General features: G+C 48.4%; 16 protein-coding genes and 2 riboswitches. Of the genes, 12 read left to right on the top strand and 4 right to left on the bottom strand.

Annotation, left to right across the window (positions count from 1 at the left end; all coding sequences use genetic code 11):
- Positions 1-3: 3 nt before the first annotated feature.
- Positions 4-309 carry a hypothetical protein gene (locus tag KNO71_RS17660; RefSeq protein ID WP_251031979.1) on the bottom strand — a complete coding sequence of 102 codons (306 nt, stop codon included), beginning with the start codon at positions 307-309 and terminating at the stop codon, positions 4-6.
- A gap of 157 nt (positions 310-466) precedes the next feature.
- Positions 467-566, top strand: a riboswitch (SAM riboswitch).
- A 77-nt stretch (positions 567-643) separates the two neighbouring features.
- On the opposite strand from KNO71_RS17660, the gene KNO71_RS11195 reads away from it, so the two are divergent.
- From KNO71_RS11195 to KNO71_RS11215, 5 genes are all read left to right on the top strand, one after another.
- Complete coding sequence (locus tag KNO71_RS11195; RefSeq protein ID WP_211782801.1) at positions 644-1,819, top strand: aminotransferase class I/II-fold pyridoxal phosphate-dependent enzyme; 1,176 nt, start codon at positions 644-646, stop codon at positions 1,817-1,819.
- Positions 1,816-2,832 (top strand): iron-containing alcohol dehydrogenase, encoded by a 1,017-nt coding sequence (locus KNO71_RS11200; protein ID WP_214688692.1) that lies wholly within the window; start codon positions 1,816-1,818, stop codon positions 2,830-2,832. Before KNO71_RS11195 ends, KNO71_RS11200 begins: the two co-directional genes overlap by 4 nt.
- Positions 2,833-2,873: 41 nt before the next feature.
- A riboswitch (SAM riboswitch) is annotated at positions 2,874-2,978 on the top strand.
- A 73-nt stretch (positions 2,979-3,051) separates the two neighbouring features.
- Positions 3,052-3,873 carry a MetQ/NlpA family ABC transporter substrate-binding protein gene (locus tag KNO71_RS11205; protein ID WP_214684231.1) on the top strand — a complete coding sequence of 274 codons (822 nt, stop codon included), beginning with the start codon at positions 3,052-3,054 and terminating at the stop codon, positions 3,871-3,873.
- Positions 3,874-3,884: 11 nt separating this feature from the next.
- The gene (locus KNO71_RS11210; protein ID WP_214684233.1) at positions 3,885-4,919 is read left to right on the top strand and encodes a methionine ABC transporter ATP-binding protein; all 1,035 of its coding nucleotides are present in this window, start codon (positions 3,885-3,887) and stop codon (positions 4,917-4,919) included.
- Positions 4,891-5,553 (top strand): methionine ABC transporter permease, encoded by a 663-nt coding sequence (locus KNO71_RS11215; protein ID WP_012726344.1) that lies wholly within the window; start codon positions 4,891-4,893, stop codon positions 5,551-5,553. The genes KNO71_RS11210 and KNO71_RS11215 overlap by 29 nt, the downstream gene beginning before the upstream one ends.
- A gap of 29 nt (positions 5,554-5,582) precedes the next feature.
- Here the strand turns inward: KNO71_RS11215 and KNO71_RS11220 are convergent, their stop codons facing one another.
- On the bottom strand, positions 5,583-5,978 hold the full coding sequence (locus KNO71_RS11220) for a Spx/MgsR family RNA polymerase-binding regulatory protein (RefSeq protein WP_012726343.1): 396 nt from the start codon (positions 5,976-5,978) through the stop codon (positions 5,583-5,585).
- 161 nt (positions 5,979-6,139) lie between these two features.
- Between KNO71_RS11220 and KNO71_RS11225 the strand changes: the two genes are divergently transcribed.
- The 4 genes from KNO71_RS11225 to KNO71_RS11240 all read left to right on the top strand — a co-directional run bounded on the left by KNO71_RS11225 (position 6,140) and on the right by KNO71_RS11240 (position 10,268).
- A complete protein-coding gene (locus KNO71_RS11225) occupies positions 6,140-6,523 on the top strand; it encodes a DUF302 domain-containing protein (protein ID WP_214688693.1) in 384 nt (127 codons plus the stop codon).
- Between the two features lie 99 nt (positions 6,524-6,622).
- Complete coding sequence (locus tag KNO71_RS11230; protein ID WP_214684238.1) at positions 6,623-7,915, top strand: hypothetical protein; 1,293 nt, start codon at positions 6,623-6,625, stop codon at positions 7,913-7,915.
- The gene (locus KNO71_RS11235) at positions 7,915-9,204 is read left to right on the top strand and encodes a hypothetical protein (RefSeq protein WP_251031980.1); all 1,290 of its coding nucleotides are present in this window, start codon (positions 7,915-7,917) and stop codon (positions 9,202-9,204) included. Before KNO71_RS11230 ends, KNO71_RS11235 begins: the two co-directional genes overlap by 1 nt.
- Before the next feature lie 158 nt (positions 9,205-9,362).
- A complete protein-coding gene (locus KNO71_RS11240) occupies positions 9,363-10,268 on the top strand; it encodes a methyl-accepting chemotaxis protein (RefSeq protein WP_214688695.1) in 906 nt (301 codons plus the stop codon).
- A 21-nt stretch (positions 10,269-10,289) separates the two neighbouring features.
- Here the strand turns inward: KNO71_RS11240 and KNO71_RS11245 are convergent, their stop codons facing one another.
- Complete coding sequence (locus KNO71_RS11245; protein ID WP_214688696.1) at positions 10,290-10,943, bottom strand: M48 family metallopeptidase; 654 nt, start codon at positions 10,941-10,943, stop codon at positions 10,290-10,292.
- Positions 10,944-11,058: 115 nt separating this feature from the next.
- On the opposite strand from KNO71_RS11245, the gene KNO71_RS11250 reads away from it, so the two are divergent.
- From KNO71_RS11250 to KNO71_RS11260, 3 genes are read left to right on the top strand one after another with little or no spacing between them, the layout of a single operon-like run.
- Positions 11,059-12,231, top strand: coding sequence for a MalY/PatB family protein (locus tag KNO71_RS11250; RefSeq protein WP_214688697.1), 1,173 nt, complete (start codon positions 11,059-11,061; stop codon positions 12,229-12,231).
- 55 nt (positions 12,232-12,286) lie between these two features.
- Positions 12,287-13,498, top strand: a complete 1,212-nt coding sequence (locus KNO71_RS11255) for a hypothetical protein (RefSeq protein ID WP_214688698.1) — start codon at positions 12,287-12,289, stop codon at positions 13,496-13,498.
- The gene (locus KNO71_RS11260; protein ID WP_214688699.1) at positions 13,495-14,634 is read left to right on the top strand and encodes a hypothetical protein; all 1,140 of its coding nucleotides are present in this window, start codon (positions 13,495-13,497) and stop codon (positions 14,632-14,634) included. Before KNO71_RS11255 ends, KNO71_RS11260 begins: the two co-directional genes overlap by 4 nt.
- 62 nt (positions 14,635-14,696) lie before the next feature.
- On the opposite strand, the gene KNO71_RS11265 is transcribed toward KNO71_RS11260, so the two are convergent.
- The gene (locus tag KNO71_RS11265; RefSeq protein ID WP_214688701.1) at positions 14,697-15,710 is read right to left on the bottom strand and encodes a tyrosine-type recombinase/integrase; all 1,014 of its coding nucleotides are present in this window, start codon (positions 15,708-15,710) and stop codon (positions 14,697-14,699) included.
- Position 15,711: the final 1 nt, after the last annotated feature.

Consider the following 15,711-nt stretch of genomic DNA (forward strand, 5'->3'; position numbering starts at 1 on the left):
GAGTCATGACAGACTCGAGTAAATCCGCGGGAACAACGTGACGACTGAAATCGCCAAGATGCCGATGAACGTGATATAGACGATGAGTAGTCCTTGATATCGCTTCAAGTGGAACCGTTCTTCAATATAAGAGAGTACGGTGTTGAGTAACAAGGCGATGGCGATCCCCATGATGATAGGGGTCAGTAACTGAAACGTGTATTGTAAGACACGTGAGATAGTAACCGGTTCACTGATGACACGCCATAAGACGAGCAAGATCAGTCCGATTACACTCAGTTTCCAAATAAGTTGACGATTAAGCTCCAATGCTCTATCCCCTCATACAAATATAATTTTTCTACTCTTTTACTATGAATGTTTTTTGAAAAGGATTCAATAGATGTTCTCTTTGAAAAAATGTTTGACACCGTTGGGAATGTCTGGTTAACTTAGGGACATACAAAAATTACATAACGAATGACACTTTCTATCAAGAGAAGCGGAGGGACTGGCCCGATGAAGCTTCAGCAACAGATTGCAAAATACTGTGCTAATTCCAGCAAGGTGACCTTGAGAGATGGAAAGGTGGTTGACTACATACGTCTGTATCGAGCACCCCTTTCCTCAGAAAGGGGTGTTTTTCGTATGAGGAGGACCCATCATGGCAGACAGACGTTCCAAGTTATTAAAATCGTTACCGACACAACACTTTGTCGGATTAGCAGAAGAAGTCGCGGCAGTCGAGGCGAGTGGCAAGACCGTCATCCGACTCGGACAAGGCACACCCGACTTACCGACACCAGCTCCAATTTGTGAAGCGCTTGAACGAGCATTGACCGACCCGACGACCCATCAATACGGACCGTTCCGGGGACAGGCTCGACTAAAAGAAGCTGTGGCCGCATTCTATCAACGTGAATACGGAGTCGACCTTGACCCGGCTCGAGAAGTGGCGATTTTGATTGGCAGCAAATCGGGTCTCATCACGTTGCCTCAGTGTCTTCTTGAGCCGGGTGAAGGCATCTTGCTCCCGAACCCTGGCTATCCCGATTATATCTCGGGAGCGCGTCTCGCCGGAGCGGACATCATCGATTTGACGTTGAAGGAAGAGCACGGCTATCTCCCGGATTACACCACGCTCGATCCGCTTCATGCACGACTCATGTATTTGAACTACCCGAGCAATCCGACCGGCGCTGTCGCGACGCCAGCCTTCTTTGAGGAGACGGTTAAATTCGCCACAAACCATGATTTGATGGTCGTACACGATTTCGCCTATGGAAGTATTGGCTTTGATGGGCATGTCCCGCCAAGTTTTCTCCAAGCAGACGGGGCAAAAGAAATCGGGATTGAGGTGTATACGATGTCGAAGGCGTTCAACATGTCGGGATGGCGTGTCGCGTTCGCAGTCGGAAATGCAGATATCATCGAGGCGATCAATACGTACCAAGATCATGTCCACGTCTCTGTGTTCTCTGCCATTCAAGAGGCAGCCATCGTGGCGTTAGAATCCCCGCGTGACATACGTGACGACCTAGCCTCGCTTTACGAAACAAGACGAAACCGATTGATTGATGGGTTACGCCGGGCAGGGTGGGAGATTGAGGCACCAAAAGGTTCTTTCTTCGTATGGGCGAGAGTGCCTGAAGGCGATGCAAAATCATTCTCGACGAAGTTACTACATGAGGCGGGCGTCGCCGTCACACCGGGCTACTTTTTTGGAACGGAGGGGGAGCACCACATCCGCTTTGGTCTCGTGTCGTCTGAACAGAAGATTGATGAAGCGGTAGAACGGATTGAGAGACTGTTTGCAGCCTATGAGGAGGTCCATCAATGATTCGACAAGCGGTGCTGGAATACGACCATTCGAACGATGCGCTCGATCAACTTTACTCACTGATTGGGAATCGGGATGCACTCGTTTTGAAAGGATTTAACGGATACGGTGAAGCGATTCGCGTGTCTCCTCGTCTAGCAGAAATTCCGAGCGTACGATTCAAGGGGGAATGTTCAGACGAAGAAGTCGAACGACTAAAAGCGCATCGACCTGACGTCTGGATTGCCGTCGGTGGCGGTAAATTGATTGATACGGCGAAGCGGATTGCATTTACCCAGTCGGTCCCGCTCATCGTCATTCCGACACTTGTGTCAAACTGTGCCGCCTTCACCCCGCTCAGCGTGATCTATGGAGAAGACGGTACATATTTACGATATGATACGTTCCCCGTCGTCATCGAGCGCGTCATCGCGGATGAACGACTGTTACGTGATTCACCTTACGACTATTTTAAGGCTGGTGTCATCGATACGGTCGCAAAGTGGTTCGAGGCTCGATATATTAGCGGAACAACATCAAGGGACGCAGGGATTCAGTCGGGGCTCTCACTTGCGGCGCAATGCGGAGCGTTGATGGATTTGTCCATTCGTGAAGATGATTTTCGCCATTATGGCACGGACATCCGATCTATCGTCGATCATGTCCTCGCCATCGGTGGTGCCGTTGGTGGATTCGGTGACGCCGGCACCCGAGTCGCCGTCGCCCATGCGGTGCATAACGCACTCAGTCGTTTTGATTCGACGCATCATTGGTTGCACGGGGACAAGGTAGGCTTCGGGCTGATCGTTCAAGAACAATTGACCTCATCCGAAGACGCCTCATTCCTCGACAATTGGCTACAAGCGATCGCCGCTCCGACGTCACTTGAACAACTTGGGATTCGCTTTGACCAAATCGATGAGTTGGTCGATTATGTCGTCGAAGAAATGACGATTCAAGGCATTCACAAGATCGAAGATACCGAGCAATTAAAAGAAATTTTAAGAAATCTTCAAGAAATAGTTTACAAATAATTCTTTTATCAGTAATATAATAACAAAATAATAGAACCGATTGCTTATCAAGAGTGGTGGAGGGACTGGCCCGATGAAACCCGGCAACCAGATCAGAAATGATCATGGTGCTAATTCCAACAGACGAGACGTCTGGGAGATGAGCGTGTCCGACTTTCACGTGTCGTGCCCGCCGCTCTTTATGAGTAGCGGGCTTTTCATTTGGAGGAGGAATCATTCATGAACATCAAACAAAAAACTATTTTGGCATGTACATCTATCCTTGCGGCCATCGCACTCTCTGCGTGCGGACAATCCGAGGCGAGCGAGACGTTAAGCACGAAAGAGCTGACGATCGGCGTCACTGGTGGACCACACGAACAGATTGCCGAGAAAGTACAGGAGCTCGCAAAAGAGGACGGGCTTGAAATCGATATCAAAGTATTTAACGATTACAACACGCCGAACACCGCTCTCGACGAAGGAAGTCTCGACGTGAACAGCTATCAGACGCTCTCGTTCCTCGAACTGCAAAAAGCGGACAAGGGGTATAAGATTGACGACGTCTTCAAGACGGTCGCTTTCCCGATGGGGCTCTATTCAGAGAAATTGACGGATATCAAGGACTTAAAGGAAGGCGATAAAGTGGCCGTCCCGAACGACCCGGCGAATGAGCTCCGTGCGTTACGACTATATGAAACGGCTGGGCTCATCACGTTAAAAGAAGGATTGACGGATAAAGCAACGAAGCGCGACATTGCGGAGAATCCGCTCAACCTCGAATTTATTGAACTCGAAGCATCCCAACTGCCGACGCAACTCCCGGAAGTGGCACTCGCGGCCATCAACACGAACTTCGCGATGGGAGCAGGTCTATCCATTAATGAAGATGCCCTCTTCCATGAAGATACGGTTGACAACCCATATCCGAACTACGTCGTCGTCCGTTCGGCCAATAAAGAAGATGAAGTCGTGAAGACACTGAAGTCTTACTATCATTCAGATGAAGTACGTGCCTTCATCGAAGAAGAATTCAATGGTTCGGTCGTGCCGGCGTTTTAAGGAGGGGTCTTATGATTGAACTGAAACAAATCACCAAGGAGTTCAAGGTAAACGGAGACACGATCACGGCACTCGATGATGTCTCCCTCACGATTGAGAGAGGGGAAATCTTCGGAATCATCGGACGAAGTGGTGCCGGTAAGAGTACGCTCATCCGGATGATCAATCTTTTGGAGCGCCCGACATCAGGGGTCGTCGAGATCGAGGGACAAGATATCACGCTCCTCAAAAAGAAAGGGTTGTCGACGTTACGCCAGCGAATCGGTATGATCTTTCAGCACTACAACCTGCTGAAGACCGCGACCGTCGAAGAGAATGTCGCTATCCCGCTTCGTCTCGAAGGTCTCGGGAAGCAGGTCATCCGTGAACGGGTCGACCGCTATCTCCAAATCGTCGGACTGAGCGAACATCGGAACCATTACCCTGAACAATTGTCAGGTGGACAGAAACAACGTGTCGCCATTGCGCGAGCGCTCGCCCACGAGCCTGATATTCTCCTCAGTGATGAGGCGACAAGTGCACTCGACCCTGAGACGACCGAGTCGATTTTAGAGTTACTGCTCGAAATCAATCGCGAGCTCGGATTGACGATTTTCTTGATCACACATGAGATGGAAGTCATCGAACGAATCTGTGACCGGGTCGCCGTCATCGATCGTGGCCAAATCGTTGAACAAGGACACGTACTAGACGTCTTCTCCAATCCGTCACACGAGACGACCCAGAAGTTTCTTAAGACAAACCTCGACGTGCCGGAAGAAGTCGTCTCGGAACTCCAGACTCGGGGAACGCTCGTCCACTTGTCGTTCATCGGCAGTCAGACAGAACAAGCAGTCCTGGCACAATTGACCAAGCGGTTCGGCATCCTTCCGAACATCATCGGAGGCGGAATCAAGAAGTTAAAGGCGGGGCTTGTCGGAAACTTACTTGTCCATCTTGACGGGGATCATGATCAAACGGAACTCGCCGTCCGTTATTTGAAGACGAGCGGCGTACATGTGAGGGAGGTGTCAAAGCATGCAACAGTTTTGGACAGACTGGGGTGACTTAATCTGGACAGGAACGGTTCAAACGTTGACGATGACGAGCATCGCGCTTTTGATCTCGACCTTGATCGGATTGCCGCTCGGGACGTTGCTCGTTTTGACGAGACCGAATGGCAGACTCGCAAACCGATTCGTCTATGGTGGCTTATCGAGCGTTATCAACGTCATCCGTTCCATCCCGTTCATCATTCTGTTGTTCTTCATCTTACCGTTCACACGGTTCATCATGGGGACGACAATCGGCGTGCAGGGCGTCTTACTTCCCTTGATCGTCTTCACCGCTCCATATATCGCCCGACTCATGGAGTCAGCACTACTCGAAGTCGACCGCGGGGTCATCGAGGCGTATGAAGCGATGGGCATCTCGACGAGAAAAATCATCTGGTATGTGTTAATCCGTGAAGCACGTTCTTCTATCGTTCTCGGATTGACGATTGCGACGATCGGGTTGATTGGAGCGACGGCGATGGCGGGACTCGTCGGGGCAGGTGGACTGGGGGACATCGCCTATCAATACGGACACCTTCGTTTCGAACCGGAAGTCATGTACGTGACCATTTTCGTCCTCATCCTCCTCGTTCAGTCCATCCAATCCTTCGGGAATCGACTGGCGGCAAAATTGAAAAAGGCATAAAAAGAATCGTGTCGCGAAAGCGACACGATTTATGCGTTATGGAGCAGACGTTTCAGTTCAGCGATGCGGTCATGTCTCGGGATGAACGTCCGAATCTCTTTTTCACTGAAACCGACCTGGATGCGATGATGGTCGAAGACGATCGGACTTTTCAGGATTTGAGGATTCGAGGCGACGAAGCTATATAGCTCACGAATCGACATCTCATCTAGTTTCTCTGCCGCTTGTTTATAGACACTCTTTTGGACCGACAACAAGTCCGTCGTCCCATTTTCCGTCAGGCTTAACATCTCTTTGAATTCTCCGAAGGATAAACCTTGGTCTGTCAATTTCTTTTCGATGAAGGGAATCTTTTGTTCCCGTAACCAATCAATCGTTTTTCTGGAAGAACTGCAGCTCGTATGCGTGAATACCGTGACCGTCACGACAACCACTTCTCCTTTACATCAGTTTGGTTCTAACTATTATCTCCTTTTATACGTTCGAGTGCGTGATTATGTTTCAAATCACATACAGTTTCTTTTTGATTGAGCATGACTTCGTTCGGGTACAGATTTCATGAGTAACCACATAAGGAGGAATGAAGATGTTTGACTATACCGTACAATCTGACCGTACCGTGGATGACGTTGTCATTCGTCTCGGAGAAGCATTGAAAGAAGAATCATTCGGGGTGCTCTGGGACTTTGATTTGAGTGAGACGCTCGAGAAAAAGGGACAGGGGATTGATGGGAAGTATCGTATATTAGAAGTATGCAATCCGAAGGCGGCAAAAGAAGTGCTGTCGCAACAATTAGAAGGAGGCTACTTCCTTCCATGCAAAATCGCGGTGTTCGAAAAAGACGACCATACCCAAATCGGTATGCCGAGACCGACTGAATTAATTCGCCTCATCGATGACGAATCGTTACAAGCCGTCGCGTTAGACGTCGAGTCCCGATTGCAACGTGCCATCGACCAAAGTAAATGATTGTTCTACCATCCGCTCATGAAACGTGAGCGGATTTTTTTCGTATAGGATAGTTAGATAATGGTAAAATTGGATGAGGAGATTATAGGAGGGGATATTTTGTACAAAAGAGGAATCATGATGTTACTTAGTGCTTCATTTTTAAGCGCATGTGGGGCATCTAATATAGAAGTCATTCAACTAGATTACATAGAAAATCAATGGAATCTCGAGAGTTATACGAAAGAAGGAGAATTTGTTCAAGTCAACGAAACGAGAGAAGTGCTCGAGGCGTGTGAGGGCGAACGAACGACTAAGCTAAAAGGAGATGTCACTGTATATCAGACAGTGTTCGCAGGGCGAAACGGGGTCGTGTCATCCATGGATCCGTACTCGATGAAGGTAGTTACCTATTTAGAAGGTGACGAACGATATGTCGTATGTCGAGAAGATTATACGAATCAATGGATGGCGAAGACAATCGATAAGTTTCCGGATTTTGTGAATACATCTGAAGGAATCAGCGTCCCCCGATTACCTAGCCTTCATCAAACATCTTCGTCCTCAAAGGACAAGCTAATGAAAACAGACGGACTGAAAATCGATGAAATCGAGATCATCCCGTTCCGAGATACATTGCTTGAAATTGAACCGGCACTATTCGGAGAGCTTGAACTAGAGCTCGATGGTAATGCGACGAGACATTCGCTCACTAGTTTTCAACCAATCGGAACCGATATGCCGCATCGACAGATTGCCATCGGACTCGATCGACAAACATCTCAACCGTATATTCTTTTTTCATTCAATGAACGCTTTGTTTATCAGCAATTACAGTTTGAAGAACTAGAGGATCCTGCGTCAATAGAAAAACAGTCCTTTGAAGAGTTAAGCGTCGACACCATCATCGAACCTGGAGAGATAAAAAAAGGAGAAGCGGTTCCCATATATACGTTCCATTACATGCGGGATGGTGAACCCGTGACTGAAACGATGACGGTTCGCTTTGTTGAAGGTACGTTGCTGAAAGAAGGCGAAGAACCCGATTCGATGTATGAAGAGTGGATGCCGGCCCAAGAAGATGGTCCAAGAGTCGTCTCACACCGGAAACCGTTTGATGGAAATGAGCTCGCTTATCCTGATTTTATTGAAATCTCGACGGAAGAATCTGAACAAGTCATGGAAGTATTGAAGGAGGCAGAACCGGTCAGCCGCAAAGGTGAGCCTGCAGACTATCGATACTTGACGTTGATGGATGGATGGAAAGGGCAAGAATTTGAAATCAGCTATAAACAGCGGTCAAAAAAAATCGACATCTATCTGACAGACCCGCTTCGCGAGCAGACATTTAAATTATCTAGTAAAGGGGCGGAAGTGTTTTTGGATATTTTCCCGGAGTACGAAAAATCATGATGAAACGACTATTATTCACTTTATGTACAGTTGGAATATTATCGGGTTGTGGTGGTGAAGAGGTAAAGGTCGTCAAACTGGATCATATGCCATCACAATGGGATGTACGAGACATGAACAGCTTTACTACCGGGTCGGAGACGTGGGCGAGCGATTTACTTCTTGCATGCACCGATGACCCGGTTCCCCAAATCCCTGAGGACGTCACGGTCTATAATTCGTATGTCTTGAACCGAAAAGCCATGATTTCCGACTACGATGCACATGCCTATAAGCTAGTGACGTATGTAAAAGGCGAACAGAATTATGTCATTTGTCAGGACGGCTTTTCTCCAGAGATGAGAGTCGGACTTGTTGAGAAGTTCCCTTCGTTTGTACAGGCTTCTGAAGGTGTCAACATTCCAAGTAACCCGACAATTGCAAATGGAACTCGGGAACAAGAAGAGAGTTTGAAGGAAAGCGATTATTCCGATGTTTTCGAGGATCCCGTCAATCTCATTGACGAAACGATGATTCAAGTGACCCCTTCCTTGAATGGAAGTATCCATTTAACCATCGGAGAGGACGAAGGGATCTTACCGCTCTCAATCACTGAGCCTTATCACGCGCAAATGGGAAGCATGACAATCGCACTCGGCTACGACGAACAATCCAAAGAGGCTTACTTTTTCGCTAAGTCGGAAGGTGGGTTACTTTCTTATGACCCGATTGTCCTTATAACAAAAGATGATTATTCGCATCCAGAGCAGCAACCAAAACAATTTGAAGGGCTCAAAGTTGAGCGGGTACTACAGGCAAAATCGCTCGAACCCGGGGTCGAGACACCGCTCTACACGTTCTCTTTTATTGAGGACGGGAAGCGTGTGACGAAAGACGTCCGTCTCACGTACACGGATCGCGAATTTGCGACGAATGAATCGATCGAAGCGGACAAGGAATCGAATCCCGCCGTACCAAGTGGTCCGTTCGTGTTCGTCCATAAAACTCCTTTAGACGAAAAGGCAACGATTGATTATCCGAACGTGCTGCGGGCTGCAGGAATCGAGATGTCTGATTTGATGAACGCATTTGAGGAGGCAGAACCGGTGGATCGAGCTGGAGAAGTGGGGGACTATCCCCTTCTTACCATCATCGAGGGATGGAAAGGGCAAGAGTTTCAATTAAGCTTCAAGAAACGGTCTAAAAAAGTCGATGTCTATGTGACGGATGAAACACGCAATCAAACATTCAAACTGAGCAGTGCAGGGGCGGAAACGTTCTTCTCCTATTTCCCTGATTTAGATGAGTGAAAGGCGCCCCTCGGCGTATTTTCATTTGGTAAATACTTCAAAATCAAGATATTGACCTTCTGTATAAAAAGAGAGTAATAGAATGTTATGGGATACGTTACACTGAAATTCACGATTTGGTAAGAACATTCTAAGAATAAGAAAGGTTGCTATATATAATGAGTACTTTGAACCAAAAAGGAATTCAATCTGAGGACGTTTTTCAATCCATTGAAATGAATATGGCGATGATTCGATTCGACCGTCAACGCCGGGTCGTCGATGTGAATGATACGTTCGCGAAAGCAATGAAATACAGACGCGAGGAGATGATTGGCATGCAGCATCACTTGTTCTGCCCTTCATCCTTTGTCAATAGTCCAGAGTATTCGGCATTTTGGGAGAAATTATGGAGTGGTTTCAGTTTCTCGGATAAAGTGGAGCGCGAGAATGCAAAAGGGGAAACCATTTGGCTCGAGGCGACGTATATGCCGATTTTTGAAGGAGATGATGTCGTCGGTGTCGTCAAGATCGCATCGGACATCACCGCACGGCAACAAGTGATTGAGGATTATGCGTATCGCTTTAAATCGATGACCGATGTGCTCGATGAACGGGCGAAGACAGGCATGCAAGACACGAAATTATTGAATCAGACGATTGAAAAGCTTGCGAAAGATGCTGCGGACAACCTCCATGCCCTTCAGAACTTGCGTCGTCAAGCCGATGACATCGCGAAAATTGCCTCGTCGATCAAAGAGATTGCGGCACAAACGAATCTGTTGTCCCTGAATGCTGCCATCGAAGCGGCACGAGCAGGTGAACACGGGCTTGGATTTAATGTGGTTGCGACTGAGATCCGAAACCTCTCTCGTATGGTTGAACGTGCGGTCATCGACGTCAACTCGAACACGGAAGGGATGAACGTCGAGCTTCGGAAAATTGTAGAAGGTGTCACTGCGTCCAATCAAGAGATTCAGTTAAGTGCAAAAACGATGGAACAGACGATGGAGCGATTCCATACGTTCGAGCAGGCAGCAGCCGAGTTACATGATACGGCCGACACATTTATATCCAACCTGTGAACCGATTGACCCTACACGGGGTCAGTCGGTTTTTTTGAATTGTAACGTATGTCCGTGTCGTTTCAACCAATCTTTCGCTGAAGCGGTGTTCGGATAAATCGTTTGTAACGTTCTCCAAAAAGAAGGGGAGTGATCGAAGTGAACGAGATGCACCCATTCGTGGGCGATGACGTAGTCCATCATCTCTTTTGGCGCCAGCATGAGGCGGACATTAATGGAGATGGTTCCGTTCGAACTACATGATCCCCACCGTGTCTTTTGATGACCGATACGAATCTTTTTCGCTTTAACACCTAATAATCTTTCGTAAGTCGGTGCCAGATTGATTACATATTCAAGCGCGCGTTCACGTAGCCATGCCTCATAATGTTTAGCCAGGGCGTTTTCGTCCCATGTCCTCGGAACGAAAAATGAGGAGCCGTCATATCGGAGAGTCGTGCCATCATCTTTCTTGGTCGGATAGTTTTTCCCATGAAAAACGAGCCCCTTATCGAGAATAGACGTCTGTTGAGGAAGATTCTGCAACGTCTCACGAATCCATGTGTCGTGCTCTTCTAGTATGCGGTCGACGACTCGTTCAGACAAACGTGCTGGAATACGCAGCTCGATGCCGTTTGGCGTGACATAAAATGCGGCTTTTTTTCTTCGATTGTTGCGAATGACGGTAACACGCATTGACGTGCCTCCTTTCTTATCTCGATCGAGTATAACGAAGTCGGCAAGAAACTGCCATGCTTTTTTGGCACGCAGTCGAATCAACTTTGATACAGTAAGAGGAGGAGGGATGAACATGAAATCAATTTTACAACAACAACTTGAACGTAAAGGTACGAATTCGGTGAAGTGGGACGGGTTGGAGCGATGGTTCCGTTTGTCAGATGATGTGTTACCACTCTGGGTAGCGGATATCGATATCCGGACTGCCCCGTCCATCTCCGAGGCGCTCGCCGCAAAAGCCGCTCAAGGGGAATTCGGGTATACATTGTTCGCACCTGAAGCGCAGAAGGCGGTCAGTGATTGGTACGGCCGACGTCACGATTTGATTGTAGACCCGAACCATGTGTTATTCTCTAGCGGTGTTGTGCCTGCGTTGACTCATATCGTCGAGGCGTTGACTGAAGTCGGAGATGGCGTCGTCATCCAGTCACCTGTCTATCCACCATTCCACGAACTCGTTGTCGGCTCCAAACGACAAGTGTTCGATGCCCCGTTGAAAAAAACTGACGAACGCTACGAGATGGATTTTGTCGCACTCGAGGAAGCGATGAAGCAAGCGAAACTCTTCTTACTCTGTTCCCCACATAATCCAGTTGGACGTGTCTGGACGAGAGCGGAACTAGAGAAGGTCGTAGCACTCGCGAATCAATATGAGGTGATCCTCGTCGCTGACGAGATTCATGCAGACTTGACGTTCCCGTCTCATCAACATACCGCAATCGGCACACTCGACCCACGTGTCATCACGGTGAGTGCGCCATCAAAAGCATTTAACATCGCCGGATTATTTGCGTCCTACATCATTTGTCCGGTCGATGAGTGGCGGAAGCAAATCACGAAAGTACAGAACAAACATCATGTGCTCCCGACACCGTTCGCAAACACGGCTATCATCGCCGCGTATACCGATAACCGCGCGGAACGTTGGCTCGACCAGTTGCGAGAAGAATTGGAGCAACAAATGAATGACGTGATCGATTCCATCGAATCAAACCTTCCGATGCTCCATACGACCCGTCCGGAAGCGAGTTATCTGCTTTGGATTGACTTCTCAGAGTTACCGATGTCAGCCGAGGATCGGACGTCTTGGCTGCATCAAGACGTCCGAATCTTCTTGTCACCGGGTAGTCCGTTCGGTCCTCAAGGTGAATCATTCGAACGGATGAATATTGGGACACGTCGTGAACTATTGGACGAGGCGATTCAGCGACTGAGCGCGCAAATGGAACGAAAAGCGTTTGTGTAAAACGAGAATCGGGAAAAATTCACAATGAGATGATGAGAGAAAGTGAGTGAATGGGATGGAGACGATCAACTGGAAGAAAAAGATGGAGGAACAGTTAAGACGTAGCGGCTTCACCTTGCAAGTCGAAAACATGTCCAATATCCGCTTGACTGAGATTCATGCGAGTTCTTCTCCGTTGATCTCTTATCCGCTCCGAGTTCGTCTATATGAGCGGATGGGTTGGCTCATGTGTACGGTCGATTCGCCAACGCTCAATCGGAATGAAGATCATCCGTTATTTGAACGCATGGTGACCGCCGTCTTTGAACGAATTGTGCGTCACCTGTATAACGGGTATGGTTTTCACATTTTGACGTTCATCGGAGATACCGGAAATTACATCGCCCCAAAAGATTCGGAGACAGGGGAGGTCGTACGCCTCGTCGCCCACCTTTGGAATGACCGTTCGTACATTCACCTCGACACCTTCGAGGAGTATCCCGCCTTATACGTGACGCCACCGTGGGCACATCAAGCATATGCCATCGAAAGCACAGACGATGAGTGGGTCATCTACGCGGGGAGAGGGGGGAGGCCGTCGACCGATTATCGTGCTGACGGCGTCGAATTGAAACCTCATCGTCTATCGGATGGTGAGCTCTTCTTCCCGGTCGATCGGATTTCGAAAGAGAAAGGAACCCTCGCCCTGGCCGAATGGCTTCGACTCGAAAGACGAGAAGTCGAGGACTTTATGATGTCCTTCATGCAGACGATCCGGAAGTTTGACCCGTCGTTTGGATTCGCATGGGGCGGAACGGAAACGTTTTTTCATGGTGTCCCGGTTGAACCATACGCGCAGGTGCTCAGGCTTGAAAGTGGGAAACGTCGCTATCGCGTCATGAACAACACGGCAAAACGACTATTTGCCGTCTCGGACGACCCGAACGAGTGTCTAAAGGAAGTGAGTCGAACACTAGGGACGATCACGCTCCCTGAACGGCGTGTCTCATCCCTCGGTCAATTGATCATGGGAATCTGGCAACAGTTTGAAACCGATGAGGAAACATACATTCAAGAAGTCGCGTTTCGTGACATCTCCAAATTCCAAATGGAAGAAAAGATCGGGCATGCCCTCGCGAATCAACAACGGATTCGCTGGATTGACAAGAACCATCCGCATCAGAATGTGATTGAATATGCTCATCTACGGATCACGTTCCCGAAACGACCACCTGGGCTTGTGACAGTCGAACCCGCTGAATCCGGACAAGAGAGAGGTGCTTTATGAGAATCGTTGACGCACGAGCCATGCCAATCGATCATGAAGATGTGATCGCCGTTACCCCTACCTCGGTCTACTATCGAGAGAAGAAAGATCGCACGACATTCTCGCTCTATCGCTTTGACGATGAGGATGGCGTGATCACACAATTGAACCGGAGGGAGTACGCGGATTACGGTTATCCTAAACTATTCGTCGATGGAGACATCGTCTATTTTATAAATGAGGTCCCGGACGGTGAAGGGGTGGTCAAAACAGAATTGATCGCCTTCTCTTACAAGGCGGGCACCGAAGAAGTGGTCACGACGTTTGAGAAGCGTGGAAATAGCACATTGTTCTGGGTACTGGATCATCGTTACTTCCTCTTTTTGACGGCGTTTGAATCATCGGATGAGGCGTGGCTCTATGATCGCGTGACCAATCAACGGGAGCGTATTCGGGATGAGCGTCTTGTCGGTAAGACGGAACGTTTCCGAGAATTGTATTTGTTCACGACCACATTCGATGGTGTTCCATACATCGTCTGCAACGCGAGACTCGATGAGTTTGACTATTACAATGCACTCGATGATGGGCGCATCTCTCCTGACGACCCGATTGACCATTCCGAGGCACTCTTGATTTGCCCACTCGAGGAGGCGGTCGAGGCGATATGGGATCAACGGGGTGAATTGCCATTCGATGATATCCTCCGTCTCCAAGGGGAAGGGGACACGGTCCAATATCTAGGAGAAAATGAAGGGACGCTTCGATTCTCCGCGTTTGTTGACTCGTTGAATGAGGAGGTCATCTATGATTTGACGGGTCCCGATGTCTTACATGAAGTATCGGTCGTCGATTGGGGTGCTTATGAACCGATTGATTTCACGTACGACGATATTAGTTCGACGATTTTTATCAAAGTTGATGAGACAGATATGCACTCAGAAGTCATCGACCTCGCAACCGGTGCGCGTTATATCGATGTGGAACCGTTCGAACGCGTCATCGGTCGCCGCTATCTCGTCCATGAATATACGGAAGGACTTACGAGCGGTGTCGTGATTTTCGATTTAGAATCGGAAGAACGTCTCACTTATGACAATGCCTATTTTATGGTCATCGATGATGCCATTTTGATTTTGTCAATGTCCAGCACATAAATATAACCACCACCCATTATATAGGTGGTGGTTATATTTGGATATATAGTTTACATAACATATTATTGTAAACTCGATATTGCGTGTTTTTTCCGTTCATCTCCGATATGGGCATAGACTTGTGTCGTTGCCACAGATTCATGCCCGAGAAGCTGTTGAATCGTGAGCACATCGACGCCCCCCATGGCGAGACGTGAAGCGAACGTGTGACGGAGTTTATGTGGCGTTACCTGTTTATAGCTCAAGAACGGCAGGTAAGGCTTTAAGCGGTCAATATGCCCTTTCAACATATGCTGAACCGTCCGTACAGCGATTCGTTGTCCCTTCTCATTTTGGAACACCGCCCCTTCGCTCGACGTGTCGCGATACTCAGAGAGGAGTGGAAGAAGTGGTCCTGCGATGGGGATCAAGCGTTCCTTATTGCCTTTACCGATGACCCGAATCGTTCCGGTCTCAATGTTGATATCGGACCAATTGAGTCCGACGAGCTCGGATACGCGCATTCCTGTCAGTCCGAGTAACTGTATAATTAAAAAGTCTCGCGCGCGATTCATTTCGTACCAACTCGCCTCGCGATTCGTCATGCCGACATTGCTACGTACGAGCGTCGAGAAATCGAGCCACTCCGATTCCGTCAAATAGACGGGGTTCCGTTTGCCGCGTTTCGGGCGTTCTACGGTTTGAAAAGGATTCACCGTTGCTTGATTGGTCTCGATTAAGTAATTGAAGAGTGACTGTAACGTTGAAAGCTTTCGATTGATGACGCTCGGAGCATTATCGAGATCGAGGGCAAGATAAGTCGCATACGCTTCTGCTCCGGCATGGTCAATCTCTGTGAATGATGGCAAGTCAATCGTTTCAGGCTCTAACTCAGTACCACTAACGTGCTCGACCCAACGAAAGAAATCTAAAACGTCATACACATAGCGCTGGGCCGTCTGTTTGGAATAATGCTTCGCTGCTAAATGATGAAAAAACTGTTGGATGAATGCGGGTAGTCGGTGCAACCCGTTCAACTCGAAGCGTTTCGTCGTCGTCGGTGTCTGCCGCTGTCCAAGTTGACGGAAAATACTCATA

The sequence above is a fragment of the Exiguobacterium sp. s163 genome, assembly GCF_018617135.1.
Taxonomy (GTDB): domain Bacteria; phylum Bacillota; class Bacilli; order Exiguobacteriales; family Exiguobacteriaceae; genus Exiguobacterium; species Exiguobacterium profundum.

Bases quoted from the DNA above. Each gene is read 5' to 3' on its own strand.
- KNO71_RS11195 (WP_211782801.1), top strand. From the start codon at position 644: ATGGCAGACAGACGTTCCAAGTTATTAAAATCGTTACCGACACAACAC.
- KNO71_RS11200 (WP_214688692.1), top strand. From the start codon at position 1,816: ATGATTCGACAAGCGGTGCTGGAATACGACCATTCGAACGATGCGCTC.
- KNO71_RS11205 (WP_214684231.1), top strand. From the start codon at position 3,052: ATGAACATCAAACAAAAAACTATTTTGGCATGTACATCTATCCTTGCG.
- KNO71_RS11210 (WP_214684233.1), top strand. From the start codon at position 3,885: ATGATTGAACTGAAACAAATCACCAAGGAGTTCAAGGTAAACGGAGAC.
- KNO71_RS11215 (WP_012726344.1), top strand. From the start codon at position 4,891: ATGCAACAGTTTTGGACAGACTGGGGTGACTTAATCTGGACAGGAACG.
- KNO71_RS11225 (WP_214688693.1), top strand. From the start codon at position 6,140: ATGTTTGACTATACCGTACAATCTGACCGTACCGTGGATGACGTTGTC.
- KNO71_RS11235 (WP_251031980.1), top strand. From the start codon at position 7,915: ATGAAACGACTATTATTCACTTTATGTACAGTTGGAATATTATCGGGT.
- KNO71_RS11240 (WP_214688695.1), top strand. From the start codon at position 9,363: ATGAGTACTTTGAACCAAAAAGGAATTCAATCTGAGGACGTTTTTCAA.
- KNO71_RS11245 (WP_214688696.1), bottom strand. From the start codon at position 10,943: ATGCGTGTTACCGTCATTCGCAACAATCGAAGAAAAAAAGCCGCATTT.
- KNO71_RS11250 (WP_214688697.1), top strand. From the start codon at position 11,059: ATGAAATCAATTTTACAACAACAACTTGAACGTAAAGGTACGAATTCG.
- KNO71_RS11255 (WP_214688698.1), top strand. From the start codon at position 12,287: ATGGAGACGATCAACTGGAAGAAAAAGATGGAGGAACAGTTAAGACGT.
- KNO71_RS11260 (WP_214688699.1), top strand. From the start codon at position 13,495: ATGAGAATCGTTGACGCACGAGCCATGCCAATCGATCATGAAGATGTG.
- KNO71_RS11265 (WP_214688701.1), bottom strand. From the start codon at position 15,710: ATGAGTATTTTCCGTCAACTTGGACAGCGGCAGACACCGACGACGACG.